This window comes from Micromonospora sp. NPDC020750, from assembly GCF_044334565.1.
Lineage (GTDB): Bacteria > Actinomycetota > Actinomycetes > Mycobacteriales > Micromonosporaceae > Micromonospora.
In genome coordinates this window covers 383860-407753 of sequence record NZ_JBIRTH010000002.1, presented here as the reverse complement: position 1 = coordinate 407753, position 23894 = coordinate 383860, and the positions used below count along the sequence as shown (strand labels likewise).

At 73.8% G+C, this 23894-nt stretch carries 19 protein-coding genes; 6 read left to right on the top strand and 13 right to left on the bottom strand.

The genetic code is table 11. From position 1 onward, the window contains the following. Nucleotides 1-44: 44 nt before the first annotated feature. The 6 genes from ACH4T9_RS07065 to ACH4T9_RS07040 all read right to left on the bottom strand — a co-directional run bounded on the left by ACH4T9_RS07065 (nucleotide 45) and on the right by ACH4T9_RS07040 (nucleotide 7084). A complete protein-coding gene (locus ACH4T9_RS07065) occupies nucleotides 45-1598 on the bottom strand; it encodes a fused MFS/spermidine synthase (protein WP_396670394.1) in 1554 nt (517 codons plus the stop codon). Between the two features lie 36 nt (nucleotides 1599-1634). Beyond that, nucleotides 1635-2597 (bottom strand): coiled-coil domain-containing protein, encoded by a 963-nt coding sequence (locus tag ACH4T9_RS07060; protein WP_396670753.1) that lies wholly within the window; start codon nucleotides 2595-2597, stop codon nucleotides 1635-1637. 282 nt (nucleotides 2598-2879) lie between these two features. Further along, nucleotides 2880-3689 (bottom strand): inositol monophosphatase family protein, encoded by an 810-nt coding sequence (locus ACH4T9_RS07055; protein WP_396670395.1) that lies wholly within the window; start codon nucleotides 3687-3689, stop codon nucleotides 2880-2882. After that, nucleotides 3682-4134 (bottom strand): response regulator, encoded by a 453-nt coding sequence (locus ACH4T9_RS07050; protein WP_387014811.1) that lies wholly within the window; start codon nucleotides 4132-4134, stop codon nucleotides 3682-3684. The genes ACH4T9_RS07055 and ACH4T9_RS07050 overlap by 8 nt, the downstream gene beginning before the upstream one ends. Further along, nucleotides 4131-5888, bottom strand: coding sequence for an ATP-binding protein (locus ACH4T9_RS07045; protein WP_396670396.1), 1758 nt, complete (start codon nucleotides 5886-5888; stop codon nucleotides 4131-4133). The genes ACH4T9_RS07050 and ACH4T9_RS07045 overlap by 4 nt, the downstream gene beginning before the upstream one ends. Next, complete coding sequence (locus tag ACH4T9_RS07040) at nucleotides 5885-7084, bottom strand: fused response regulator/phosphatase (RefSeq protein WP_350887781.1); 1200 nt, start codon at nucleotides 7082-7084, stop codon at nucleotides 5885-5887. Before ACH4T9_RS07040 ends, ACH4T9_RS07045 begins: the two co-directional genes overlap by 4 nt. Nucleotides 7085-7357: 273 nt before the next feature. On the opposite strand from ACH4T9_RS07040, the gene ACH4T9_RS07035 reads away from it, so the two are divergent. After that, the gene (locus tag ACH4T9_RS07035; protein ID WP_396670397.1) at nucleotides 7358-9754 is read left to right on the top strand and encodes a M28 family peptidase; all 2397 of its coding nucleotides are present in this window, start codon (nucleotides 7358-7360) and stop codon (nucleotides 9752-9754) included. Between the two features lie 340 nt (nucleotides 9755-10094). Here the strand turns inward: ACH4T9_RS07035 and ACH4T9_RS07030 are convergent, their stop codons facing one another. The 4 genes from ACH4T9_RS07030 to ACH4T9_RS07015 form a co-directional block, all read right to left on the bottom strand. Beyond that, the gene (locus tag ACH4T9_RS07030) at nucleotides 10095-10457 is read right to left on the bottom strand and encodes a hypothetical protein (RefSeq protein WP_396670398.1); all 363 of its coding nucleotides are present in this window, start codon (nucleotides 10455-10457) and stop codon (nucleotides 10095-10097) included. Between the two features lie 314 nt (nucleotides 10458-10771). Beyond that, on the bottom strand, nucleotides 10772-11026 hold the full coding sequence (locus tag ACH4T9_RS07025; protein ID WP_117664998.1) for a Smr/MutS family protein: 255 nt from the start codon (nucleotides 11024-11026) through the stop codon (nucleotides 10772-10774). 146 nt (nucleotides 11027-11172) lie between these two features. Then, a complete protein-coding gene (locus tag ACH4T9_RS07020; RefSeq protein ID WP_396670399.1) occupies nucleotides 11173-11541 on the bottom strand; it encodes a tetratricopeptide repeat protein in 369 nt (122 codons plus the stop codon). 110 nt (nucleotides 11542-11651) lie between these two features. Further along, a complete protein-coding gene (locus ACH4T9_RS07015; protein WP_396670400.1) occupies nucleotides 11652-12416 on the bottom strand; it encodes an ROK family protein in 765 nt (254 codons plus the stop codon). Between the two features lie 108 nt (nucleotides 12417-12524). On the opposite strand from ACH4T9_RS07015, the gene ACH4T9_RS07010 reads away from it, so the two are divergent. The 3 genes from ACH4T9_RS07010 to ACH4T9_RS07000 all read left to right on the top strand — a co-directional run bounded on the left by ACH4T9_RS07010 (nucleotide 12525) and on the right by ACH4T9_RS07000 (nucleotide 15356). After that, the gene (locus ACH4T9_RS07010) at nucleotides 12525-14162 is read left to right on the top strand and encodes an ABC-F family ATP-binding cassette domain-containing protein (protein WP_396670401.1); all 1638 of its coding nucleotides are present in this window, start codon (nucleotides 12525-12527) and stop codon (nucleotides 14160-14162) included. 39 nt (nucleotides 14163-14201) lie between these two features. Continuing rightward, nucleotides 14202-14519 (top strand): hypothetical protein, encoded by a 318-nt coding sequence (locus tag ACH4T9_RS07005; RefSeq protein WP_350887773.1) that lies wholly within the window; start codon nucleotides 14202-14204, stop codon nucleotides 14517-14519. Between the two features lie 111 nt (nucleotides 14520-14630). Next, entirely contained in the window at nucleotides 14631-15356 is a 726-nt protein-coding gene (locus tag ACH4T9_RS07000) for a methyltransferase domain-containing protein (RefSeq protein ID WP_396670402.1), read from the top strand. Between the two features lie 20 nt (nucleotides 15357-15376). On the opposite strand, the gene ACH4T9_RS06995 is transcribed toward ACH4T9_RS07000, so the two are convergent. After that, the gene (locus ACH4T9_RS06995) at nucleotides 15377-16864 is read right to left on the bottom strand and encodes an amino acid permease (protein ID WP_396670403.1); all 1488 of its coding nucleotides are present in this window, start codon (nucleotides 16862-16864) and stop codon (nucleotides 15377-15379) included. A gap of 332 nt (nucleotides 16865-17196) precedes the next feature. Here ACH4T9_RS06995 and ACH4T9_RS06990 point away from each other — a divergent pair, with 332 nt between their 5' ends. Then, nucleotides 17197-18864: a glycoside hydrolase family 10 protein gene (locus ACH4T9_RS06990; RefSeq protein ID WP_396670404.1), complete on the top strand. Its 1668-nt coding sequence runs from the start codon at nucleotides 17197-17199 to the stop codon at nucleotides 18862-18864. A gap of 54 nt (nucleotides 18865-18918) precedes the next feature. On the opposite strand, the gene ACH4T9_RS06985 is transcribed toward ACH4T9_RS06990, so the two are convergent. Together ACH4T9_RS06985 and ACH4T9_RS06980 are read right to left on the bottom strand one after the other, a co-directional pair. Beyond that, a complete protein-coding gene (locus tag ACH4T9_RS06985) occupies nucleotides 18919-21801 on the bottom strand; it encodes an ATP-binding protein (protein ID WP_396670405.1) in 2883 nt (960 codons plus the stop codon). Nucleotides 21802-22015: 214 nt separating this feature from the next. Continuing rightward, nucleotides 22016-22231 (bottom strand): zinc ribbon domain-containing protein, encoded by a 216-nt coding sequence (locus tag ACH4T9_RS06980; RefSeq protein ID WP_396670406.1) that lies wholly within the window; start codon nucleotides 22229-22231, stop codon nucleotides 22016-22018. Nucleotides 22232-22269: 38 nt separating this feature from the next. Between ACH4T9_RS06980 and ACH4T9_RS06975 the strand changes: the two genes are divergently transcribed. Next, nucleotides 22270-23841 carry a lytic murein transglycosylase gene (locus ACH4T9_RS06975; RefSeq protein WP_396670407.1) on the top strand — a complete coding sequence of 524 codons (1572 nt, stop codon included), beginning with the start codon at nucleotides 22270-22272 and terminating at the stop codon, nucleotides 23839-23841. Nucleotides 23842-23894 lie beyond the last annotated feature (53 nt).

Sequence of the window (23894 nt, the reverse complement as noted above, 5' to 3'; positions counted from 1 at the left end):
ATTCCTAACCCCCGGCGGTCAGAATCGGTCGACTAATCACCCGATCAGGCGGTCGCGAGCAGTTGGTCCACCGGGGCGTAGTCGTCTGTGAGTACCAGCGCGTCTCCGACGAACGCGTCCAGCACCTCGCCGGAGAGCACGCCCGCCGGCTCGGGCAGCCCGGCCACCCGCTGTTGCAGCGGGGCCAGCGGCAGCGGCGCGTCGGAGGCGACGATGAGGAAGTTGGACCCCACCAGCCCGGCGACCGCGTCGGGCGGGGCGACCAGGGCGACGTGCCGGAACGCGGCGGCGACGGTGGCCAGCTCGCTGCGGACGAACCGGCCGGGCGGGTAGTCGATGACGTTCTGCACGTAGATCCCGCCCGGGCGCAGCACCCGGCCGACCTCGTCGGCCATCTCCCGGGTGGCCAGGTGCCAGGGCACCACGAGGTGCCCGAAGGCGTCGCCGACCACCAGGTCACGGCTGTCGGCGGCCTCCCGGCCGACCAGCACCCGGGCGTCGCCGATCTCGGTGCGCAGGTCCGGGCCGGGGCGTACGCCGAGCTTCTCGCGGTCCAGCTCGACCAGGCCACCGTCGATTTCGAAGACCAGGTTGCCGGTGCCGGGGCGGGTGGCGCTCAGGTAGCGCGGCACGGTGAACCCGCCGCCGCCCAGGTGCAGGGCGTCGAGCCGCTGCCCGGCCGGCGCGGCCACGTCGGCCGCCGCGCCGATCCACTGCGTGTACGCGTACTTCAGATGGGTCGGGTCGTTCAGGTCGACGTACGAGTGCTGGGCGGAGTTGAGCAGCAGCGTCCGCCCGGACGGGCGATCCGGATCGGTCTGTACCGACGCGCAGTGATACGCCGTCTCCACGTCGCACGGGTTCGGAGCGACCGTGGTCAGCCCCGCCCCGACCAGCCCCAGCACCGCCGCCGCGACCTTCGCCCGGCCGGGACCGGGCAACCCGGCACGCCCCAGCCGGTGCAGGTACGCCCCCAGGCCCAGCCCGGTTACGCCGAGCAGCACCGCCAGGGCGAGCACGATCGCGGTGCTGGGCAGCGCGGCCACCAGCACGAACCCGGTCGACAGGGTGGCCGTGATGCCGCCGAGGGTGCCGATGCCGGAGAGCCGGCCGACCACCTGGCCGGTGCGCCGCAGGTCGGCGAGCTGGAGCTTGACCACCAGCGGGGTGACCGCCGAGAGCAGCGCCGCCGGCACGAACACGGCGAGCGCGGTGAGCAGCAGGACGGCGCTGGCCGCCCCGCCGCGCAGCAGCTCGCCGGCGTACCGGACGACCGGGAGGGTGATCGCGGTGGCGATGCCGGCGAGCACCAGCGCCGGGGCGATCAGGGTGCGCGGGTCCCGCCGGTCGGCCAGCCAGCCGCCGGTCCACGCCCCGTACGCGATCGCGGCCAGCGCGATGCCGATGACGGAGCTGGTGACCTGGAGGGTGACCCCCACGTACGGGCCGACCAGGCGCAGCGAGACGGTCTCCAGCACCAGCACCGCGCCGCTGGAGAGGAAGACCAGGAACGCGGCGAGACCGTTGGGCAGCGCGCGGCCGGCGGGCGGCGCGGGCCGCGCCGAGTCCACCGCGACGTCGGAGGATGAGCTGCTCACCGTCGCGATGGTACGCAGCGGACCTGGCAGTTCGGGTCAGTACATCGAGAGATGAACATGGTTCGTGTGGTCGGCGGCGGGGCTGCCGCTGCCGCTGTACGCCCGCCACCCGGTGTTCGGCATCCAGATCTGCCGGTACCAGATCACGTAGAGCACCCCGAGCCGGCTGGCGTTGTTCTTGTAGTAGTTGGCCAGGCTGTCGCCGTACGCCTTGTCCCCGCCGCTGGCCGTCTCGTCCTTGAAGCCGCTGGTGGCGGCGGAGAAGTCACAGGCCCGCCCCTTGGGGTGCTCGCCGCCGCCGCCGCTGCGGAAGCAGGAGACGTACCGCTTGTAGCCGGCGGCCTTGGCCTGTTGCATGGCGTGCAGAGTGCGCGGGGTGATGCAGCCGGAGGTCGTCGGGTCGTTGACCGAGCAGGACTCCGAGGGCCAGGACCCGTCGGAGTTGCGCGGGGCCGGCTTGGCCGAGGAGGAGCCGCCGCTGAACCCGGCGCCGCTGCCGGAGCTGACCGTCGCGAGTGCCTTCTCGGCCTCCCGCTTCTTCTTGTCGAGCGCGGCAAGTTGCTTCTTCTGCTCGCGGACCTCGGTGTCGATGCCGATCTTGGCGCGGGTCGCCTCGTCCCGGGCCTGGGCCAGGTCGCGCAGTCGGCGGCTGTCGCGCTGGGCCATCACGTCCAGCTCGGCGGCGCGACGCAGGAACGACTCCGGTGACGCGCTCTGCAGCAGCAGCGCCGGGGCGCTCGCCCGCCCCAGTCGGTACGACTGAACGGCCACCTCGCCGACCTGTGCGGTCAGCTCCACCAGCCGGGTCTCGACCGCCTTGAGCTGGCCGGCCAGCAACAGCTGCCGACGCTTGGAGTTGTCCAGCTTCGCCTTGGCCTCGATGTGCCCCTTGGCGGCGGCCTCCAGCGCGTCGCGTAGCTGCTTCGTTCCGCCCTCGTTCGGCTCGGCCGAGGCGGGCACCACGCCGACGCCGAGCAGCAGCGCGACGGCGACCAGCAGCACGGTCAGCGGACCGGTGCCGCGACGGCCGGGCGGCACGCTCAGCGGACCGGTGCCGCGACGCCGGATGAGGCTGGTACTGGGCACGGGCAGCGTCCCTTCCCTCGACCGCCGAGCCCGGTCGTCCTCGGCGCGGCGGCGTCCTCCACCGGCGCCGGGTGGCGGCCTGCGGGGCGGAGACCGCCGGTCAGGATACCGGACCGGCGGCCCGCAGCCTGGCCCGTGACATCGCCCGAAACCGATGTCGGCGCAGGGTTGCCGACCGGTCGCGCAGCGGATCGGTCAGGCCAGCTCAAGGGCGTCGCGGGTCTCGGCCCACACCCGCTCGTTCGCGGCGACCAGCAGGCCCCGGCCCTCTTCGGCCGGGTGGTACTCGCTGCCGTCGAACCGGCGGGCCACCCCGCCGGCCTGGCGGACCAGCAGCACCCCCGGGGCGTGGTCCCAGGGCAGGGTGCGCCAGAAGAGCACGAACTGCTGGGAGCCGACGAGCAGGTCGAGATACTCCCGGCCGGCGCAGTGCTGGCCGGGCAGCAGCTCGCCGATCCGCTCCCCGCCGGCCTCGGCGCGCCGCCGGGTTTCCGGCGGCAGGAACCGGGTCATCGCGGTACCGCGCAGGCTGCCGAACGGCGGCACCTCCTCGGCGGTACGCACCGGGCCGCCGTTCACGAGGGTCCCCTCGCCCGCCCGGGCGACGGCCAGCGTCTCCGCGAGCGGGTCGAGCACCCACGAGGCGACCGGCGCCCCATCGGTCAGCAGCGCCACCATCAGAGCGAACGGCCGCTTCCCGGCGGCGAAGTTCGAGGTTCCGTCGATCGGGTCGACCAGCCAGACGTCCCCGTCGTCGCGCAGGTGATCCAGCAGGCCCGGGTCCTCGGCCGCGGCCTCCTCGCCGACCACCAGCGAGCCGGGGCGCAACCGGCGCAGCCCGGCGCTGATCAGCTCCTCGGCCCGTTGGTCGGCGACGGTGACCAGCTCGCCGGGCGCCTTCTCGGCGACGTCGGCGACGTCCAGCTTCCCGAACATCGGCAGTACGACGTCCGCCGCGGCCCGGTGCAGCAGCTCCGCGACGTCGTCCAGCAGGGTGTCAGCCACGCGGCGGCAACTTCACCACGCTGACGAAGAACTCGTCGATCTGCCGGACCACCGAGATGAACTGCTCGAAGTCCACCGGCTTGGTGACGTACGCGTTCGCGTGCAGCTGGTAGCTGCGCAGGATGTCCTCGTCGGCCTGGGACGTGGTCAGCACCACCACCGGAATGCGGCAGAGCTGCTCGTCCCGCTTGATCTCCTCCAGCACCTCCCGGCCGTCGCGGCGGGGCAGGTTGAGGTCGAGCAGGATCAGGTCCGGCGCGACGGCGTCCGCGAACTGACCCTCCCGCCGCAGGTAGGCCAGCGCCTCGTCGCCGTCGGAGACGACGGTCAGCCGGTTGCGCAGCTTGTGCTCCTCGAACGCCTCCTGGGTCATCAACACGTCACCCGGGTCGTCCTCGACCAGCAGGACCTCGATCGGGCTCTTGCCGTCCGCTGGCGCGGTCATCTCACCGTCTCCTTAACGCCACCCGTGCTGTCGCTCTGCGGGGCCTCGTCGGCCCTCTCCGCCCGTGACCCGCCCTGGCGGGGCGGCTCCACCCCGGCCGCGCCCTCGACAGCCGGGTCCGCGGCGGCGGCCGACTCCCCGGCGTCCGCCACCTCGCCGGCCGGGCCCTCGGCGGCCTGCTGCTCGGCCGCCCGCGCCGCCTCCACGTCCTCGGGCAGGGCCGGCAGGGTGAACCGGATCGCGGTGCCCTCGGCGGTGTCGGTGTCCACCCAGACCCGGCCGCCGTGGTACTCGGCGATCTTCTTGACGATCGCCAGGCCGATGCCGGTGCCCGGGTACGCGTCCTTGGAGTGCAGCCGCTGGAAGATCACGAAGATCTTGTCGGCGAACTCCGGCTCGATCCCGATGCCGTTGTCCTGGCAGCGGATCTCCCACTCGTCGTCGACCAGCCGCGCGGAGACGTGCACCTTCGGCGGCACGTCCGGGCGGCGGAACTTGATCGAGTTGCTGACCAGGTTGGCCAGCAGGTTGGTCAGCAGCGGCTCCTCGCCGCGGATCGTGGGCAGCTCACCCCAGGTCAGCTCGGCGTCGGCGTACTGCCGGGCGGCCTCGGTCTGCCCGGCCACGTCGCCCATCACCTTGTTCAGGTCGACCTCGGTGAAGCCGGTGGTGAGCCGGCCGATCCGGGAGAACGCCAACAGGTCGTTGATCAGGCGCTGCATCCGCTGCGCGCCGTCCACGGCGAACGCGATGTACTGGTCGGCCCGCTCGTCGAGCTGCCCCGCGTACCGGCGTTGAAGGAGCTGGCAGAAGCTGGCCACCTTGCGCAGCGGCTCCTGCAGGTCGTGCGACGCGACGTACGCGAACTGCTCCAGGTCCCGGTTGGAGCGGACCAGCTCCTCGGCCTGCTTCTGGAGCTGGCTGTTGACCCACTCGATGCTCGCCCGGGCCTCGCGCACCTCCGCCAGGTCCTTGGCGATCTTCTGGCGCATCGCGTCCACGTCGTCGGCGAGCTGCTGGAACTCCGGGGGGCCCGACCCGGCGATGCGGTGCTGGTAGTCACCCTCGGCCACCTCGCGGACCTGCTCGGCGAGGCTGGTCAGCGGCCGGACCACCATCCGGTTCAGCGAGGTCAGCAGCACCGCGCCGGCCACGACCACCACCAGCGCCGCCGCGATCAGCAGCATCACCAGGATCGAGCTGGTGCGGTAGATGTCGGCCGCGCCCTTCTCCCGCTGGTCGAGGATGCCCTGCTGGAGTTGGGCGACCGAGGCGCGGATCTTGTCGAAGCTCTGCCGGGCCTGGTCGGTGATCAACGCCTGCCCGGCCGCCGTGCCGGACCGCTCGGTGGTGCTGATCACCGGCTCGGCGACCGTACGGCGCCAGTCGGCGGCCTCGACCTTGACCGATGCCAGTTCCCTGGCCAGCCCCGGGTGGACATCGATCAGTGGCTCCATCGACCGGTAGAGCTGCCGCTCCCGCTCGACACCCTGGACGTACGGTTCGAGGTCCTCGCGGTCGCCGGTGACGGAATAGCCGCGCACCGCGGTCTCCTGGTCGACCAGCACGTTCAACAGTTCCTGCGACTGGATGCGCAGCGGGCCGGTGCGGTCCAGCAGCGTGTGGATGTGCGCCCGGTTCTTCGCCGCCACCGCGATCTCGACCGCGACGGATGCACCGAGCAGCACGCCGACCACGGTGAGCAGCGCGACGACCCGGCGACGCAGGGTCCAGCTCGGCTGCCGCGCCGTCACCGGCCACCGCCCCGGGTGAGCAGGAGCATGGCGACGTCGTCCGCGAGCGGCCCCCCGTTGATCTGTTCCGCCCGCCCCACCAGCCAGGCCGGCAGCTCGGCCAGCGGCACGGCCAGATTGTCCGGCTCGCCGAGCAGGGCGGTCAGGCCGGAGACGTCGAGCCGTTCGTCGCCGTCACCCACCCGGCCCTCGATCAGGCCGTCGGTGTACATCAGCAGGGACCAGTCATCGGTGTCGAACTCCAGGTCGAAGGCGATGGGCCGGCGCGGTCGGACGCCGAGCAGCAGGCCGCCGGGCGCCGGCACCGGCGCGACCCTACCCCCGGACAGCAGCAGCGGCGGAGGATGCCCCGCGAGCCGCACCGTGGCGGCGTTGCGGGCCAGGTCGAGCCGGGCGGTGGCCACCGTGGCGAAGATCTCCTGGAGCCGGCGCTCGCTCATCAGCACCTGTTCCAGGGCGGGCAGCACCTCGTCGTCGGGCACCCCGGCCAACACCAGGGCCCGCCAGGCGACCCGGAGCTCCACCCCGAGGGCCGCCTCGTCCACCCCGTGCCCGCAGACGTCGCCGACGATGAAGTCGACCCGGTCCGGCCGGGTCTGCACCACGTCGTAGAAGTCGCCGCCGATCAGCGCCGCGTGCCGGCCGGGGCGGTAGAAGGTGTGCACCGCGACCTGGTCGGTCGACATCAGCGGCTGGGGCAACAGGCCCCGCTCCAGCCGGGCCGACTCGGCCTGGCGCAGCTCCACCTCGCGCAGCCGCCGGGCGTTCTCGTCGGCCCGTTTGCGTTCCACGGCGTAGCGCAGCGCCCGGGTCAGCAGCACGCCGTCGACCTGGCCCTTGACCAGGTAGTCCTGTGCGCCCTCGGCGACCGCGACGATGCCCAGGTGCTCGTCGGAGCGGCCGGTCAGCACGCACACCGCGGCACCACTGGACATGTCCAGCACCTGGCGCAGCCCGTCCAGCCCCTGGGCGTCGGGCAGGCCGAGGTCGAGCAGGACGCAGTCCACGCCCATCACCCGTTTCCGGGCCTCGCGCAGGCTGCTGGCGACCGACAGCTCGATCATCGAGTTGGTCTCGGCGAGCAGCTCACTGACCAGGAAGGCATCGCCCTCGTCGTCCTCGACCAGCAGCACCCGCAGCCGCTCGCCGGGCGGCAGGTTGGGGTGCCGGCCGAGGCCGCCGTGCGGGTACGGCACGACGGAGGGACCGGCATGGCCGGGCCCCCGGTGCGGCCGGGTCACCGCCGCGAGACGCGGAAGATCGCTGGTGATGTCGGGCTCCTTCCGAGTGCCCTGCTGATCCTGTATTAGACAACGGTCGCACACAACACGACGGGCCCGGCACGGGCGGCATGCCATCCGTCACGAACCGGGCGGGCAACGGGAACAAGTGACCTGCCGGGCATTCCCGCTGCCGGCTCCGGCGGTGCAGGATGGTGCCCACCCTGGCCCCACCCCCGAGGAGACCCCGTGGGCGCACCGCCCCCCACCCGCGCCGCAGAGCGGGCGCTGACCCGGCCCCGCCGCCGGTCGCTCGCCGCCCTGGCCGCGCTCGGCGCCCTGCTCGCGGTCGGCGGCACCGTCGCGTACGACCTGGACACCCCCGACCCGGCCCCGGCCGACGCCCCGGCCGACGCGTTCAGCGCCGGGCGGGCGTACCAGAACGTGCAGGCCATCGCGGCCCGGCCGCACCCGGCCGGCAGCCCGGCCAACGACCAAGTCCGCGCGCACGTGGAGAGCGTGCTGCGCGGCCTCGGCCTGGAGACCACGGTGCAGGACACCGTCGCCGAGGAGGCCGGCCAGCTCAGCGGGGCCGCCGCCGGGGCGACCCTGGCCCGGGTCCGCAACGTGGTGGCCCGGCTGCCCGGAACCGACCCGACCGGGAAGGTGTTCCTGGTCGCCCACTACGACTCGGTGCAGTCGGGGCCGGGCGGCAACGACGACGCCGCGGGCACCTCCACGATCCTGGAGGTGGCCCGGGCGATGGCCGCCGGTCCCCGCCCCCGCAACGACGTGGTCTTCGTGCTCACCGACGCCGAGGAGGCATGCCTGTGCGGGGCGTCCGCGTTCGCGGCGGACCATCCGCTCGCCGCCGACGGCGGGGTGGTGCTCAACCTGGAGGCGCGCGGCTCCACCGGCCCGGTGATCATGTTCGAGACGTCCCGGGACAACGCGAAGCTGGTGGACGTCTTCGGCCGGGCCGCCCCACACCCCGTCGGCACCTCGTTCGCGGTGGAGATCTACCGGGCGTTGCCCAACGACACCGACTTCACCGCGTTCCTCGACCGGGCGGGGTTCGCCGGGCTGAACTCGGCGTACATCGACGGCGGGGCGATCTACCACACCCCGCTGGACACCCCGGCCGCGATGGACCGGGCCAGCCTCCAGCAGCACGGCGACAACGCGCTCGGCCTGGCCCGCGAGTTCGGCCGCACCGACCTGACGGACCTGCGCTCCGGGCACGACGCCACGTACTTCCCCGTTCCCGGCGGCCTGGTCCGCTACCCCGGCTGGCTGGTGCTGCCGCTGGCGCTGGCGGCGCTGGTCGCCGTGGCCGCGCTCGGCTGGCTGGCCCGTCGGCGCGGCCGGACCACGTACGGGCGACTCGCCGCCGGGTTCGGGCTGGCGCTGGTGCCGATCGTCGCCGCCCCGCTGGCCGCGCAGTTGCTCTGGGCGGGGATCACCGCCGTGCGGCCCGGCTACGCCGAACTGCTCGACCCGTACCGGCCGACCTGGTACCGGCTCGCGGTGGTGGCGCTCGCCGCCGCGATCCTGGTCGCCTGGTACGCGTTGACCCGCCGCCGGGTCGGACCGGCCGCCCTGGCGATCGGCGGGCTGGGCTGGCTGGCCGTGCTCGGCGTGGTGCTCGCGCTGCTGGTGCCCGGCGGGGCGTACCTGACGACCCTGCCGGCCCTGGCCGGCGCGGCGGCCGGGCTGGTCGCCCTGGGCACCCGGATCGACGGCCCCTGGCCGGTGGTCGCGGTGACCCTGGCCGGCGCGGTCGCCGTGGTGATCCTGCTGCCGACCGTGGTGCTGCTCTTCCCGGCGCTCGGCATGGCGATGGGCGGCGTCGCGGCCCTGTTCGCGGTGCTGCTCGGGCTCGCCGCGCTGCCGGTGGTGGATCTGCTGCACCCGGAGGCCGGCGGGCAACGCGGCATGGTCGCGGCCCGGGCCCGCCGGGCGGGGGCGCTGCCGGCCGTCGCCGCCGGGCTCGCGGCGGCGGTGTTCGCCGGGGTCGGGCTCGCCGTCGACCGGTTCGACGCCGCCCACCCGGTGCCCACCCACCTGATGTACGCCCTGGACGCCGGCACCGGGCAGGCCCGCTGGCTCAGCCGCGAGACCGACCCCCAGCCCTGGACCGACGGGTACGTCGACGGGGTGGCCGAGGTCGGGGACTTCCCCGGGCTCGGCGACACCGAACTGCGGGGCGGTCCGGCCCAGGCGGCGAACGCGCCCGCGCCGAAGCTGGAGATCCTCGCCGACACCGGTACCGGCTCTGCCTCCTCTGATCGGCGGACCGTGCGGGTGCGGCTCACCCCACAGCGGCCCGTGCGGCTCGCCACGCTGCACGTCAACGGCGCGACCGTGGTCGAGTCGGCGACCGTGAACGGGCGGCGGATCGACGCCGGCCGGCCCGCCGACGACGCGCAGTGGGGCTTCGGGATCGTCTTCCACGCCCCGCCGCCGGAGGGCATCGAGATCACCCTGGTGCTGACGTCCGGCACCCGGCCGACCACGCTGCGGGCGATGGACGCCAGCGACGGCCTGGACGCCGTCCCCGGCTTCCGCCCCCGCCCGCCAAACGTCGGCGTGGCCGGCTCACACAGCTCGGAGATGCTCGCGGTGGCCCGCACCTACCCCCTGTAGGCACGCACATTCACGTCCCTGTAGGCACGCACATTCACGGAAAGAGTGGCCATTCCGTGCGGAATGGCCACTCTTTCCGTGAATTTGGCGCAGGGCGCCTTGGCCGGCTGGGCCGGCCGGGGTTGGCCTGCGTCGCCTGACGGATGGGCGTCGGGCGTAGTCGCCGGGGCGGGTCGACCTTCATCGGTTCAGCGCCCCCGGGAAGCCCCTGCACAGCGGGCACGGGCCATGGCGTCGCTACTTCCAGCGGAAGCGCACGAACCGGCCCAGGCCACGCGTACGTGCATCCTTCGCAGTGGTGCTTGCGGTACACCCCACGCTGACGGGCCGCCGGTTCAGGTCACCAGCCCGGCGATGGCGCCCCCTGCCGGCGGGCGGCCTCGACTAGCCGTACCAGGTACGCCGCCGCCGTCTTGACCTGTCTGGTGTCGCCGGGCAGGATCAGGCTGCCCACGTGGGCACCCCAACCGGGCGAGACGTTGTACTTTGTGCCGTTGATGGTCAGCGCCACGGCTTGGCCCCTCGTGAAGCGGATCGGCGCGACCGTGATGGCGGCCAGCGGCGCGTGGTCAATCAGTTGCCGGTTGCTTCCCAGCAGGCGGAGCACACCCTGCTCGACAACCACGTAACCGTGTTGGGCCAACGGGAGCAACCCTCGCCCGATTTGCACCTGATCGAATACGATGGGTTCGTTCGTCGTCACCGCACTGCGCCCCCTCGGAATGCCACGCCCACGACACCCTGGCAATACTTGCGATCTTGCCTCATCTTCACAACGGTGCCACCCGACACAGGCAGTAGGGGAGCGCACGCCGCCGCGTTGGCGAGCTGGCGGCGATCAAGGGGCCGCGGTTACTGCGCCTCCGGCGGGCGCTCCGGCTCCCCTCCTCGATCGGGCAAGAGCCCCCAATCCTCGCTGAGGGGACCCGGCTTGCCCAGCCACTATTGGGCCGCCTCCAGGCCGTCGGGTCAGAAGCCATACCCGGGATCACGCGGGAGGTCGGAAAGCTGGGGGTCTCACTTCCAGCGGAAGTGGATGAAGAGTCGGCCGAAGTTCTTCGAGTCCTTCTCCACCCGGTGGTAGAGCTGCTTGACGTCCTTCTGGTCGAGGAAGCGCAGCACCCGCTTCTTGAGCTGGCCGGAACCCTTGCCAGGGATGATCTCGACGAGGGTGGCCTTCTTCGCCACCGCCTCGTCCATGATCCCGCGCAGCGCGCGGTCGATGTCCTGGCCCTTGTTGAAGATGTCGTGCAGGTCGAGCTTGAGCTTCATCCCGCCTCCACCACCTGCGCACGTCCCATGGCAGCCCATGCTAGGCCGGCCCCGCCGGGTCGGGCCAGCAGCCTCCCGGGGCGGGCCCGGGCGGCCGGCACCGGCTCCGTGCCGGCCGCCCGTCGGTGTTCCGCCCGCCTCCGACCTCAGCGACCGCCGTTGACCCGGTTCTCCACCCGGTGCAGCGCGGTCGCGTAGTCGGTGTTCGTCGAGTGCATCGCGGCGGCGATGCGCAGGTGCCGCAGCGCGTCCGTCGGGCGGTTCATCCGCTCCAGCGTCCGGCCGAGCACGTGATGCGCGTAGTGGTCGCTGGGGTCCCGGTCGACCAGCTCGCGCAGCTGCTCCTCGGCGCGGTGGAGCTGGGCGGTCTGGAAGTACGCCCGGGCCAGCAGCTGTCGTACCGAGGAGTTGCCCGGCTCGGCCTCGACGATCGGCTCCAGCAGCCGAACCGCTCCGGACGCGTCACCCATCTCGAAGAACATGGTCGCCCGCCGGTACTCCGCCAGAAGATCCATGACCCACCTCCTCGTCTCGCGCCGTCACTGATCCGACGCTGGCACAACACCGCGCGGAACGCGAGTGTTCCTGCGGCGAAACCCGCCGGACCGGGTCGACGACGGCACGGTCAGGCCGGCGTCCTTCCCCTGTGCAGGTCCCAGGCGCGGACGCCACCGACGATCCCGGCGGTGTTCGGCACCACCACCACGTCGTCGCCCATCCGGGCGAGCTGCTCGGGCCGGATCAGCCGGGAGTTGCCCCCACCCAGGTAGAGCCGGTCCCAGTGGAACACCGGGCGCAGCCCGTCCACCACCTGCCGGATCCGGCGGGACCAGAACGCGTCGCCGAGGCGGCGGCGCTCCGGCTCCCCCACGTACGTGTCGTAGGTGGTGCCCCAGCGCACCGGGGCGTGGGACAGCTCCAGGTGCGGGGCGAGCACGCCGCCGTCGAAGACGGCGCTGCCCAGCCCGGTGCCGAGGGTCAGCACCAGCTCCAGGCCGGTGCCGGCCACCACCCCGGCACCGTGCACCTCGGCGTCGTTGAGCACCAGGGCGGGCAGCCCGAAGGCGTCGGCGACCGCCGTACGCGCGTCGAAGCCGGACCACTCGGCCAGCAGGTCGGGGTCGACCCGGCTGCGGGGGCCGGCCCGGGTCACGTAGTGCGGGGTGGCCACCACCACGCCGTGCCGGAGCATGCCGGGCATCCCGACGGTCACCCGGTCCGCCGTGGGCAGCCGGCCGCCGAGGTCCAGCAGGGTCTTCACGAACAGCGCGGGCGGCAGGGGGTACGGAGTGGGCTCCCGCAGCGGCCGGGCCCGCATCGTCCCCGCCCCGTCGAGCACCGACGCCTTGATGCCGCCGCCGCCGCAGTCGATCGCCAGAGTCGTCGCCACCCCGGTGAGTCTGCCCCGCGCGGGACGGGCGTGGGTGCCGGGTGCCGGAACCGACCGCCGGACCGGCCGCCGAACGCCGATGGGCGCGACCGATAGGCTCGCCTTCTCATGAGCGCGACGATGGTGGTCAAGGATCTCGACGCCGGGCACGGGGAGCGGCTGCTCTTCGCCGGGCTGGACCTGGTGGTCGCCCCGGGCGACGTGGTCGGCCTGGTGGGGGTGAACGGGGCGGGCAAGTCGACGCTGCTGCGTACCCTTGCCGGGCTGCTGCCGGTCGAGGCCGGCAGCGTCACCCTCAGCCCGCCCACCGCGGCGGTCGGGCACCTGCCGCAGGAGCCGGAGCGCCGGCCGGGCGAGACGTTACGGGACTTCCTGGCCCGGCGGACCGGGGTGACGGCCGCCCAGGCTGCGCTGGACGCGGCCACCGAGGCGCTGACCGCCGGTGCGGCGGGGGCCGACGACGCGTACGCCGACACGCTGGAGCGCTGGCTGGGCCTCGGCGGGGCGGACCTGGAGGAGCGGGCCGAACAGGTGGCCGCCGAGCTGGGCCTCGCCGTCGACCTGGACCACCCGATGACCGGCCTCTCCGGCGGGCAGGCGGCCCGCGCGGGGCTGGCCTCGCTGCTGCTCAGCCGGTATGACATCTTCCTGCTCGACGAGCCCACCAACGACCTCGACCTGGCCGGGCTGGACCGGCTGGAGCAGTTCGTCACCGGGCTCCGCGCCGGCACGGTGCTGGTCAGCCACGATCGGGAGTTCCTCACCCGCACGGTGACCCGGGTGCTGGAGCTGGACCTGCACCAGCAGCAGGTCCGGCACTACGGCGGCGGCTACGCGGCATACCTGGAGGAGCGGGAGGTGGCCCGCCGGCACGCCCGCGACGAGTACGCCGAGTACGCCGACACCCGGGCCGGGCTGGAGGCCCGCGCCCGCACCCAGCGCGCCTGGATGGAGAAGGGCGTGAAGAACGCCCGGCGCAAGGCCACCGACAACGACAAGATCGGCCGCAAGTTCCGCTCCGAGGCGAGCGAGAAGCAGGCGGCGAAGGCCAAGCAGACCGCGCGGCTCATCGAGCGGCTGGACGTGGTCGAGGAGCCGCGCAAGGAGTGGGAGCTGCGGATGGAGATCGCCGCCGCGCCCCGCGCCGGCGCCGTCGTGGCCTCGCTCCGCGACGCCGTGGTACGCCGGGGAGACTTCACCCTCGGCCCGGTGACCCTCCAGGTCGACTGGGCCGACCGGATGGCGATCACCGGTGCGAACGGGTCCGGCAAGACCACCCTGCTCGGGGCGTTGCTGGGCCGGCTGCCGCTGGATGCCGGGCACGCCGCGCTGGGCCCCGGCGTGGTGGTCGGCGAGGTCGACCAGGCCCGAGGGCTGTTCCTCGGCGGCCAGCCCCTGCTGGACGCGTTCCAGTTGGCCGTACCGGAGCTGGCGCCGGCCGACGCGCGGACGCTGCTGGCCAAGTTCGGCCTGCGGGCCGACCACGTGCTGCGGCCGGCGGCGTCGCTGTCGCCCGGCGAGCGGACCCGGGCGGCGCTGGCGCTGCTCCAGGGGCGCGGGGTGAACCTGCTGGTGCTCGACGAGCCGACCAACCACCTCGACCTGGCGGCCATCGAGCAGTTGGAGTCGGCGCTGGCCGAGTACCCGGGGACGCTGCTGCTGGTCACCCACGACCGGCGGATGCTCGAAGCGGTGGCTGTCAACCGCCGGGTGCGGGTGGACGCGGGGCGGATCGCCGAGGACTGACGGCGTGCCGACCGGCGGTCCCGGGGTGACAATGACCCCATGCTCAAGTGGGAGTACGCGCTGTTGGTCCGCCGTCGCCAGGCGGCCAGCACCGACACCGGCTGGGAGATCGTCTTCGTCTGGTACGGCCCGGACGGCTCGATGGTCGACGTCACCCCGTACGGCGACACGTCGCTGGCCCATCTGAACCGGGCCGGCGACCAGGGCTGGGAGCTGGTGTCGATGAGCGAGGATCCGTCCATGCCGGGCAGCAGCGAGCTGCACCGGTACCACCTCAAGCGGCCCAAGGCGGCCACCCCGTCGCCCCGGCAGCGGATCCGGGGCCCCGGCCGCCCGGCCCGCCGCCTCCCCGGCTGATCCGCCACCCGGGGTTATCCGCCGCCCTCCCGGGGTGATCCGCCCGGAACGGTCCGCCGCGGCGGGCATAGCCGCGGCGGATCCGGGTAACGCGGCCGGCGGAGGTGGCCCATGGTCGCGCTGGCCCTGACCCCGCCCTCGGCCGAACGGCTGCGGGCGGTCGACGACTTCCTCGCCGAGGCGTGGGCGGATCAGGCGTCCCACGACGACCGGCTGCGCGACCTCGCGGTGCGGGTGCGCTTCGACCAGGGGGTGGCCCACCTGACCGGCGAGGTCGACGACGCGGGGCAGCTCCGGCGGGTCCGGGACCTGGTCGGCCGGCTCGCCGGGGTGTTCGGGGTCTGGGGCCGGGTCCGGGTGGCCGGCCGGGACCCGGTCGTGGTCGACCTGGGCTGCGGCGGCACCAAGCAGTACCCGGGCAACCTGGGGCTGGACCTCTTCCCCGCCCCGGGGGTGGACGCGGTGGCCGACCTTTCCGGCTCGCTGCCGCTGGCCGACGACTCGGTGGACGTGCTCTTCGCGGTGCACATCCTGGAGCACCTGATCGACTTCCTGCCCCTGCTGGACGAGTGTCACCGGGTGCTCCGGCCGGGCGGCGTGCTGCACGTGATGAGCCCCTGGTGGCAGCACGTGAACGCGGTGGCCGACCCGACCCATGTCCGGCTGCTCGACGTGCAGACGTTCAAGGGCATCTGCCTCCAGCGCCCGCCGGGCACCCCGCGCTGGTACCCCCTGCACGTGGGCTGCGACGGGGCCAGCATCTTCGCCGACCTCACCCCCCTCCCCCCGAACGCCACCCCACCAACGACCCGCCACCTCTCCCGCTTCTTCACCTGACCCACCCGGGGTGGGGGTGGTCAGGGGTTGGGATGGGAGGGGCTCTGGGTGGCGAGGCGGTTGCGGCGGTAGCCGTAGCCGAAGTAGATGAGCGTTCCGAGCAGCATCCAGATCAGGAACCGGAGCCAGGTTTCCACCGACAGGTTGAGCATCAGGTAGAAGCAGGCCAGCGCGGAGACGATCGGCAGCACCGGGGAGAACGGGACCCGGAAGGGCCGTTCCAGGTCGGGACGCTTACGGCGCAGGATCGGCACCGCGACCGACACGAGCACGAACGCGCAGAGCGCGCCGATGCTGACCAGGTCGGCCAGCGCGGACAGCGGCAGGAAGCCGGCGAGCAGCGCCACGGCCACGGTCATCACGGCCGAGATCCGGTACGGGGTGCCCCAGCGCGGATGGATCTTGGCGATCGACGGTGGGATCAGCCCGTCCCGGCTGATCGCGAAGCCGATTCGGCCCATGGCCACCAGCTCGACCAGGATCACGCTGGTCAGGCCGGCGACGGCGGCGATGGAGACGAGGACACCGGCCCAGCCGGCGCCGACCGCGTTGAAGGCGGAGGCGATCGGGGCACCCCGGTCGATATCGGTGTACGGGACCATGCCGACCACCACGAGCGAGACGCCGATGTACAGCACGGTGGAGATCAGCAGGGTGCCGAGCAGGCCCAGGGGAAGATCGCGCTTGGGCCGCCTGGTCTCCTCGCCGAGGTTGGCCACCGCCTCGAAGCCGGTGTACGCGAAGAAGACCACCGCGGCGGCGCTGAGCACCCCGGCGAACCCGAAGACGGACGGCTCCAGCCCGAACAGCGCCTGGGTGACGGGCTGCTTGATGCCGTCGTCGCCGGCCCCGGCGGGCTCGGCCGGCGGGATGAACGGGGTGAGGTTCGCGGCCTTCACGAAGAACAGGCCGGCGACCACGACGAACACACAGATGGCCACCTTGACCAACACGAGCAGGTTGGTCACCCGGGCGGACTCGCGGATGCCGATGACCGCCACGACGCCGAGCAGCAGGACGATGCCGATCGCTCCGAGGTTGACCACGCTGCCCTGCTCGCCGAACCAGGCGGTGGGCAGGTTGAACAGCTCGGCGAGGTAGCCGGACCAGCCCCGGGCCACCACCGCGGCGCCGAGGGCGAACTCCAGCAGCAGGTCCCAGCCGATGATCCAGGCGACGATCTCGCCCATGGTCGCGTACGCGTAGGTGTAGGCGCTGCCGGCGGTCGGGACGCTGGACGCCAGCTCGGCGTAGCAGAGGGCGGCGAGCAGGGCGACCACCCCGGCGATGGCGAACGAGATCACCACGCCCGGCCCGGCGCTGTCCCGGGCCTCGATGCCGGTGAGCGTGAAGATGCCGGTGCCGATCACGATGCCGATGCCGAAGCCGGTCAGGTCGACGGCGCCGAGCCGGCGCTTCAGGCCGGGCCCGCCGTCGCTGCCGTCCGCCTCTCCCTGGGCCATCACGTCCCTGATCGGTTTGGTACGCAGCACGGACACCGCGCTCACCCCTCCCACCGTGCGACCACCACCGCGGCGGCCGGTGACCGGCCAAGCTACCCAGCCGGCCGAGCCGCGAACCCCGACCGTCGGTGTCGGTGAGGTCACGGTCCGGCGGGCGGGTCGGGTCACGTCCGGGGCGATCGGGTGGCCGGTCGGCGCGGATCTGGCCGGAGGGCTTGCGCCACCCCCACCCGGTGTGAAAATTTCCTACCAGCGACAGATTCCCATCGGCGAATGTTGCCGATGGTGTGTGCCACGCGCAACGGCCGGGGTCGGCCGCGCGGGGTCCGTCGCCACCCGACCCCGTCACGCCGAGCCCCAACGAAGGGACGCACCGGATGAAGGCAACTCGGCTCAGAGCCGCCGGGCTGGCCGTAGCACTGCTCGGGGCGCTCGTCGCCGTCTCCCCCACGGCCGCCAGCGCGGCGGGGACCGACGCGAACGACGCCGCCACCACCACCTCCTGCACCACCGACCCGGCCACCCCGAAGCAACAGTTCCGGGCCATGTGGATCTCGTCGGTGGTCAACATCGACTGGCCGAGCAAGGCGTCCCAGACCTCCCCGGACCGGATCGCCGCTCAGCAGGCGGAGTACCTGGGCCTGCTCGACCTGGCGAAGAAGCTGAACCACAACGCGGTGGTGGTGCAGGTCCGGCCCACCGCCGACGCGCTCTGGCCCTCGCCGCACGAGCCGTGGTCGGAGTACCTGACCGGGGTGCGCGGGCAGGACCCGGGCTGGGACCCGCTGGCCTTCCTCGTCGCCGAGTCGCACAAGCGCAACCTGGAGTTCCACGCCTGGTTCAACCCGTACCGGGTCTCCATGCCGGCTCCCGGCGGCGCGGGTGCGGACATCTCGCAGCTCGCCCCGAACCACCCGGCCCGGCAGCACCCGGAGTGGACCTTCGCGTACCCGCCGGCCGGCGTCGCCGGCAGCCGGCTCTACTACAACCCCGGCATTCCCCAGGTCCGCGAGTTCGTCCAGACCGCGATGATGGACGCCGTCAAGCGGTACGACGTCGACGGCGTGCACTTCGACGACTACTTCTACCCGTACCCGAGCGGCACCCACCAGGTGCCGGACGACGCGACGTTCGCCGAGTTCAACCGGGGCTTCACCGACCGGGCCGAGTGGCGGCGCGACAACATCAACCTGCTGATGCAGGAGATGAGCGCCAAGATCAAGGCGGCGAAGTCGTGGGTGAAGTTCGGGGCCAGCCCGTTCGGCATCTGGCGGAACAAGTCGGCGGACCCGCTCGGCTCGGACACCACCGGCAGCCAGTCGTACGACATCATCTCCGCCGACACCCGCAAGTGGGTGAAGGAGGAGTGGATCGACTACATCGTGCCGCAGCTCTACTGGTACATCGGCCAGTACCCGGCCGCCGACTACGCCCGGCTGGTGCCGTGGTGGGCCGAGACGGTGCGCGGCACCCGCGTGCAGCTCTACATCGGGCAGGCCGACTACAAGAGCGGTGACCCGGCGTACGGGTCGTTCTGGATGAACCCGCGCGAGCTGTCGGACCACCTGACGCTCAACCGGTCGTACCCGGAGGTGCTCGGCAACTCGCACTTCTCCGCCGTGCAGGTGCGGGCGAACCGGCTCGGCGCGACCGACATCTACGCCGCCGAGCACTACTCCCGCCCGGCCCTGGTGCCGGCGATGCCGCACCTGGCGGCGAAGCCGCTGCTGCCCCCGGTGGTGACCGGCGCGCAGCGGCAGGACGACGGCGTGCGGCTGAGCTGGCGGCAGTTGGCCGACGGCGTGGGCCCGCTCGGCAAGGCGGCCTCGTACGCGATCTACCGGTTCGACGGGAACGGCCTGGTCGGGAAGTGCGGCTTCGCCGACGCGTCCCACCTGGTCGGCACGGTCCGGGCCACCCCCGGCGCGGTGCAGTCCTGGGTGGACGCCACCGCCGAGGCCGGCCAGCGGTACACGTACCACGTGACCGCGCTGGACCGGCTGTACAACGAGAGTTTCGTCAGCCCACCGCGCTTCGTGCGCTGACAGCAGAAGCGAATGCCCCGGGCCGCCTCCAGCGACCCGGGGCATTCGCCTGTCTCAACTGATGTCACCGGCCGCCGGCGGGGGGGCGGCTCGGGTCAGGCGCGTTCCGGGTGGCCCGCCGAGCGGCGGTCCGGTTCGGGAGCCGAGTTGGCGCGGTACGACCGGGCCGGTGCTCCGGAACCGGGCCGAGTCCGCGCCCAGGTCGGGGTGCTCCACCGCCAGCGCCAGCGCCGCCGCCTCCTCCAGCCGCAGCTCGCCGCCCTCGCCGTACGCGTCGTCGAAGGCCGCGTCGCCCAGCGTCCGGCGCAGCCCCGCCTGCTGCTCCAGCCAGTACGGGCCGCAGATGCCGGGCGTCGACCGCATGCTCGCCCGGATCGCCTGGGCCGCGCCGAAGAGCCGGGCGGCGGTCAGCGGGTCGTCCCCGGCGGCGCACCGCACCGCGATCGCGTTGAGGGTGTCGCAGGCCCGGCGGTGGAACCCGTGGGTCATCCGGGACCGCAGCGCGACCAGCAGGTGCTCGTGCGCCGCGACCAGGTCACGCCGGGCCAGCGCCACCATGCCGAGCAGCATGTCGACCGACCGGCGTCCCCGGTCGGCCGGGCGGGCCGCCTCGACCGGGCGGGCCGCGCCGAGCAGTTCCGCCGCCTCCGCCAGGGCGCCCCGCCGCCAGAGCAGCTCGGCGAGGCTGAACACGGCGAGCAGCCCGTCGGAAACGACGTCCCGCTCGTGCGCCCAGTCGATGACCTCCCGGCAGACCCGCTCGGCCTCGGCGAACTGTCCCAGGTCGATCAGCGGCCCCGCCCGCCCGGCCAGCACCCGGGCCAGCAGGCCGGCGTCGCCGGCCTGCCGGGCCGCCGCCTCGGCCCGCTGGGAGTAGCGCAGCTCCTCGGTGAACTCGCCGTCCGCACCGGCGTGCAGCGAGTGCATGTGGTACGCCGCCGCCAGCTCGTCATCCGGGACGACCTCCCCGGTCTCGGCCATCCGGCCGTACAGCCGGAACAGCCAGAGCCGCCCTTCCCGGGCCAGCCCACGTTCCCGCCACCACTGGTCCAGCCCACCGGCCAGGCGCAGCCCCGCCCGGGCGCTGCCGCCGGTGGCACACCAGCGCAGGGCGGCCCGCAGCTCGCCGGCGAGCGGGTCCAGGGCGTACAGGGAGAGGGTGACCCGCCGGCCGTCCGGGCCGAGGTGCGCCCGCCGCAGCGCGTGCGTCGACCACGCGAGGTGCCGGTCCCGGGCGGCCCGCTCCTCCCCTGCCTGCACCAGTCGGCGCGCCGCGTACGCCCGGATCGGGTCGAGCATCCGGTAGGTGCCTCCCGCGGCGTGCGGCTCGGCCTGGATCATCGACTTGTCGACCAGCACCGACAGCGGGTCGAGCGGGTCGTCGTCGAGCAACCACTCCACGGTCGGCAGGTCCACCGGCCCGGCGAAAACCGCGAGCCAGCGCAGCAGCCGGGCCGCCCGGGGCCCGAGCGTCCGGTACGACCAGGTGACGGTGGCCTGCATGGTGAGGTGCCGCTCCCGGGCCGAGCGCTGCATCGCCCGGACGGCCGGGGTGGGCGGCGCACTGCCCCGGGACGCCGCCACCAGGTCGACGGTGTCCTGCTGGTTGCCCGTCCAGCCGGGCTCGGGCCGGGGCGGGCCGAGGTCGTCCCGGCCGGCGTCCAGGGTGCCCAGCACGTCGTCCAGGCGCTCGGCGAGCTGCCCCACGGAGAGCACCCGCAGCCGGGCGGCGGCCAGCTCGATGGCGAGCGGGAGACCGTCCAGTCGCTGCACCACCCGCCGCAGGTCCGCCGCCTCGGCCGGAGCCGGCTGCCGCCCGCCCCGCGCCGCCACCGTGCGGTCCAGCAGCAGCGCCACCGCATCGCTCTCCGCGCCGTCGGGCCGGGACTCCACGGACAGCGGCGGGATCCGCCACACCACCTCGCCGGGCAGGCCGAACGACTCGCGACTGGTGGCGAGCACCCGGGTCCCGCCCCCGCCGGCGAGCAGCCGGGAGATCAACTCAGCCGAGGCGGACGGCTGGGCGTCGCAGGTGTCGAGCAGGACCAGCATCCGGCGGGCGGCGGCGTACTCGACGAGGGTGGCCACCATCGGGCGGCCGGGCTCCGGACGCAGCCCGAGTACGGCGGCGACCGCGAACGCCACCAGCCCGGGGTCGGTCACCGCGGCGATGTCGACGAACCAGACCCCGTCCGGGTGGTCCTCCACCATCCCGGTGGCCAGCTCGACGGCGAGCCGGGTCTTGCCCGCCCCGCCCGCGCCGAGCACCGTGACCAGCCGGTGCCGCTCGACCAGGCGGCGCAGCTCGGCCCGTTCGGGCTCCCGGCCGACGAACGAGGTGACCTGGGTCGGCAGGTTGTGCGCCACCGCGTCGGCGGTGCGCGGCCGGGGGAACTGCCGCTCCAGGCCGGGCGCGACGAGTTGGAACAGTCGTTCCCGGTCGTCGAAGCCCCGCAGCCGGTACAGCCCGAGGTCGATGAGGGACGCGCCCGCCGGCAGTGGGTCGGCGTACCGGGCGGTGGCCCCCGAGCAGAGCACCTGCCCGCCGTGCGCGGCGGCGGCGACCCGGGCGGCCCGGTGCACCTCGGCGCTGGCGTACTCGCCGTCGCGCGGCTCGGCCCAGCCCGTGTGCAGGCCCATCCGGACCCGGGGCGCGGCCTCGGGTGCCGGCCAGTCGTGGGTGGACAGCGCGCGCTGTGCGGTGAGGCAGGCGGTGAGCGCCGCGCCGGCGTCGGGGAACGCGATGAAGAACGAGTCGCCCTCGGTCAGCAGCTCCGCTCCGTCGGTGCCGGCCAGGGTGTGGCGCAGCAGGCGGCGGTGTTCCCGCAGCACCGGGCGGTACTCCGGGCCGAGCAGCTGGGCCAGCCGTGTCGAACCCTCGATGTCGGTGAACACGAAGGTCACCCAACCGCTCGGGAGGTGGTTCCCTGGCGACATAAGTCGAACCTCCGCCCCCGTTACGACGGGTTCATGCTGCCCCATGGTCGCGCCGTCACGCATCGTGAGAACGGCCGGGCGGAATCAGACCCAAGGTTCCATCGAGGGCCGTAACCGGCAGGCCGGGCGGTACGCCCCGCGCGAAGAGCACGACGAGCGTCGGCGCTGCTCCGACGGTGCCGGCGGGCGGAACCGGCGGCCGGAGCGGGCGGGATCAGCAGCCGCAGCCCCCGCCGCAGCAGCCCCCGCCGGAGGGGGCCGGCGCGGACGTGCCGGCACCGCCCCGACCGGTCACGGCCACCGCGGAGAGCAGCTTGACCGTGTCGTCGTGCCCCTGCGGGCAGGGCGCCGGCTCACCGGCCCGCGCCATCGGACGGTTGATCTCGAACGTGTCGCCGCAAGCGCGACAGCGGAACTCGTACCGGGGCATGGCACAAGAGTACGACCGGTCCTGACGGGACGCGGGACATGGGTGATACTCGACGGGTGGTGGACGGCGAGGACAAGTCGACGGTTCGACCCCTACGGCCGGCCGCGCCGCCCGAGGACCCGGGCGGGCGCCCGGCGGTGGGCGCCTGGCTGCCGCGCCCCCGCCGGCCCTGGCTACGGTCGACGGCACCCACCGATGCCGCCCCCCAACCCACCGCCCCCCAACCCACCGCCCCCCAACCCACCGCTCCCCGGCCCGCCGACGCCTCGGGACCGGCGGACGCCGGCCAGACCGACGCCGCAGCGGTGACCGGGCCGGAGGCCGGCACGACGGCGACGGCCGCGAGCACGGCTGGACAGAGCGACCCCACCCACCCGGAAGAGAAGCCGGAGCCCGGCCCGTCGGCGACGGCCGCCACCACGGCAGCAACGGCCGACGCCGCCGACCCGACGGGGAGAACGGCCGGCCCCGCAGAGGAGACCGACGGCTCCGAGGTGGCCGACAGCACCTCGAAGGCCGACACCGCAGGGAAGGCCGACGCCGACGGGAAAGCCGCCGGGACCGGCAAGGCCGACGCGGACCAGAAGGCCGCCGGGAGCGACATAGCCGACAAGACCGAGAAGGCCGACGCGACGGTCGTGGCCGGAGACGGGCGGGCGAGGAGGTCCCGGCGGCGGGTGCCGTTCGCCCACGCCGTACGCATGCCTCCGCCCCGGCAGGCGGCCCTCGCCGCCGCACAGGCCACCCGGGCCTGGTCCCGGCGTCCGAGCGGCCGGCTCACCCTGCCCGGGCTGTTCCTGCTCGCCCTGGTCGGGGCGACCGCCGCGGCCGGCGCGCTGCTGGTGCCGGCGACCGCGCCGGAGTCCCGTCCGGTCGCGGTCGACGCGACCGCCACCACCCCGGAGGGCGGCACGGCGGCGCCACCGGGCGGGGTGGTGCCCGGCGCCACCGGCACCGCGCTGCCGCCCGGCGCGACGGCGCTGCCCGGCGCGACCCCGGGCCTGGGCGGCCTGCCAAGCGGGCCGGTGGTGACCGGCCGGCCCGCCGACGCGCTCGCCGGGTGGGCGCAACAGACCGGGGCGAAGGCCGGCATCTCGCCGGTGGCCGTGCAGGCGTACGGCTACGCCGAGCTGGTCCTCGCGCAGAGCACCCCCGGCTGCCGGCTGAGCTGGACCACGCTCGCCGCCATCGGGTACGTCGAGTCGCGGCACGGCCAGGCCAACGGCGCCAGCCTCGGCACGGACGGGCGGGCGCTCCCGGAGATCATCGGCGACCCGCTCGACGGCAACGGCGGCCGGTCGAAGATCTTGGACACCGACCGGGGGCTCTACGACCGGGACACCGTCTACGACCGGGCGATCGGGCCCATGCAGTTCATCCCGACCACCTGGCAGGAGATCGGCGCGGACGCGGACAACGACGGCCGCAAGGACCCGCACGACCTCGACGACGCCGCCCTGGCCGCCGGCAACTACCTGTGCAAGGGCGGCCGGAATCTGACCGTCCCGGGCGACTGGTGGGGGTCCATCCTGTCGTACAACGACGTACGCCGGTACGCCCAGGACGTCTTCGACAAGGCCAACGAGTACGGGTTGGCCAGTCGCACGTGACGTGATCATCCACATACATTGGCGAACTGGACACTTCCGTCACGCTGCCGTTA

Coding starts and splice junctions, on each gene's coding strand:
- ACH4T9_RS07050 (WP_387014811.1), bottom strand. CDS start 4,134: ATGACCGCGCCAGCGGACGGCAAGAGCCCGATCGAGGTCCTGCTGGTC.
- ACH4T9_RS07025 (WP_117664998.1), bottom strand. CDS start 11,026: ATGAAGCTCAAGCTCGACCTGCACGACATCTTCAACAAGGGCCAGGAC.
- ACH4T9_RS07020 (WP_396670399.1), bottom strand. CDS start 11,541: ATGGATCTTCTGGCGGAGTACCGGCGGGCGACCATGTTCTTCGAGATG.
- ACH4T9_RS07010 (WP_396670401.1), top strand. CDS start 12,525: ATGAGCGCGACGATGGTGGTCAAGGATCTCGACGCCGGGCACGGGGAG.
- ACH4T9_RS07005 (WP_350887773.1), top strand. CDS start 14,202: ATGCTCAAGTGGGAGTACGCGCTGTTGGTCCGCCGTCGCCAGGCGGCC.
- ACH4T9_RS07000 (WP_396670402.1), top strand. CDS start 14,631: ATGGTCGCGCTGGCCCTGACCCCGCCCTCGGCCGAACGGCTGCGGGCG.
- ACH4T9_RS06990 (WP_396670404.1), top strand. CDS start 17,197: ATGAAGGCAACTCGGCTCAGAGCCGCCGGGCTGGCCGTAGCACTGCTC.
- ACH4T9_RS06985 (WP_396670405.1), bottom strand. CDS start 21,801: ATGTCGCCAGGGAACCACCTCCCGAGCGGTTGGGTGACCTTCGTGTTC.
- ACH4T9_RS06980 (WP_396670406.1), bottom strand. CDS start 22,231: ATGCCCCGGTACGAGTTCCGCTGTCGCGCTTGCGGCGACACGTTCGAG.
- ACH4T9_RS06975 (WP_396670407.1), top strand. CDS start 22,270: ATGGGTGATACTCGACGGGTGGTGGACGGCGAGGACAAGTCGACGGTT.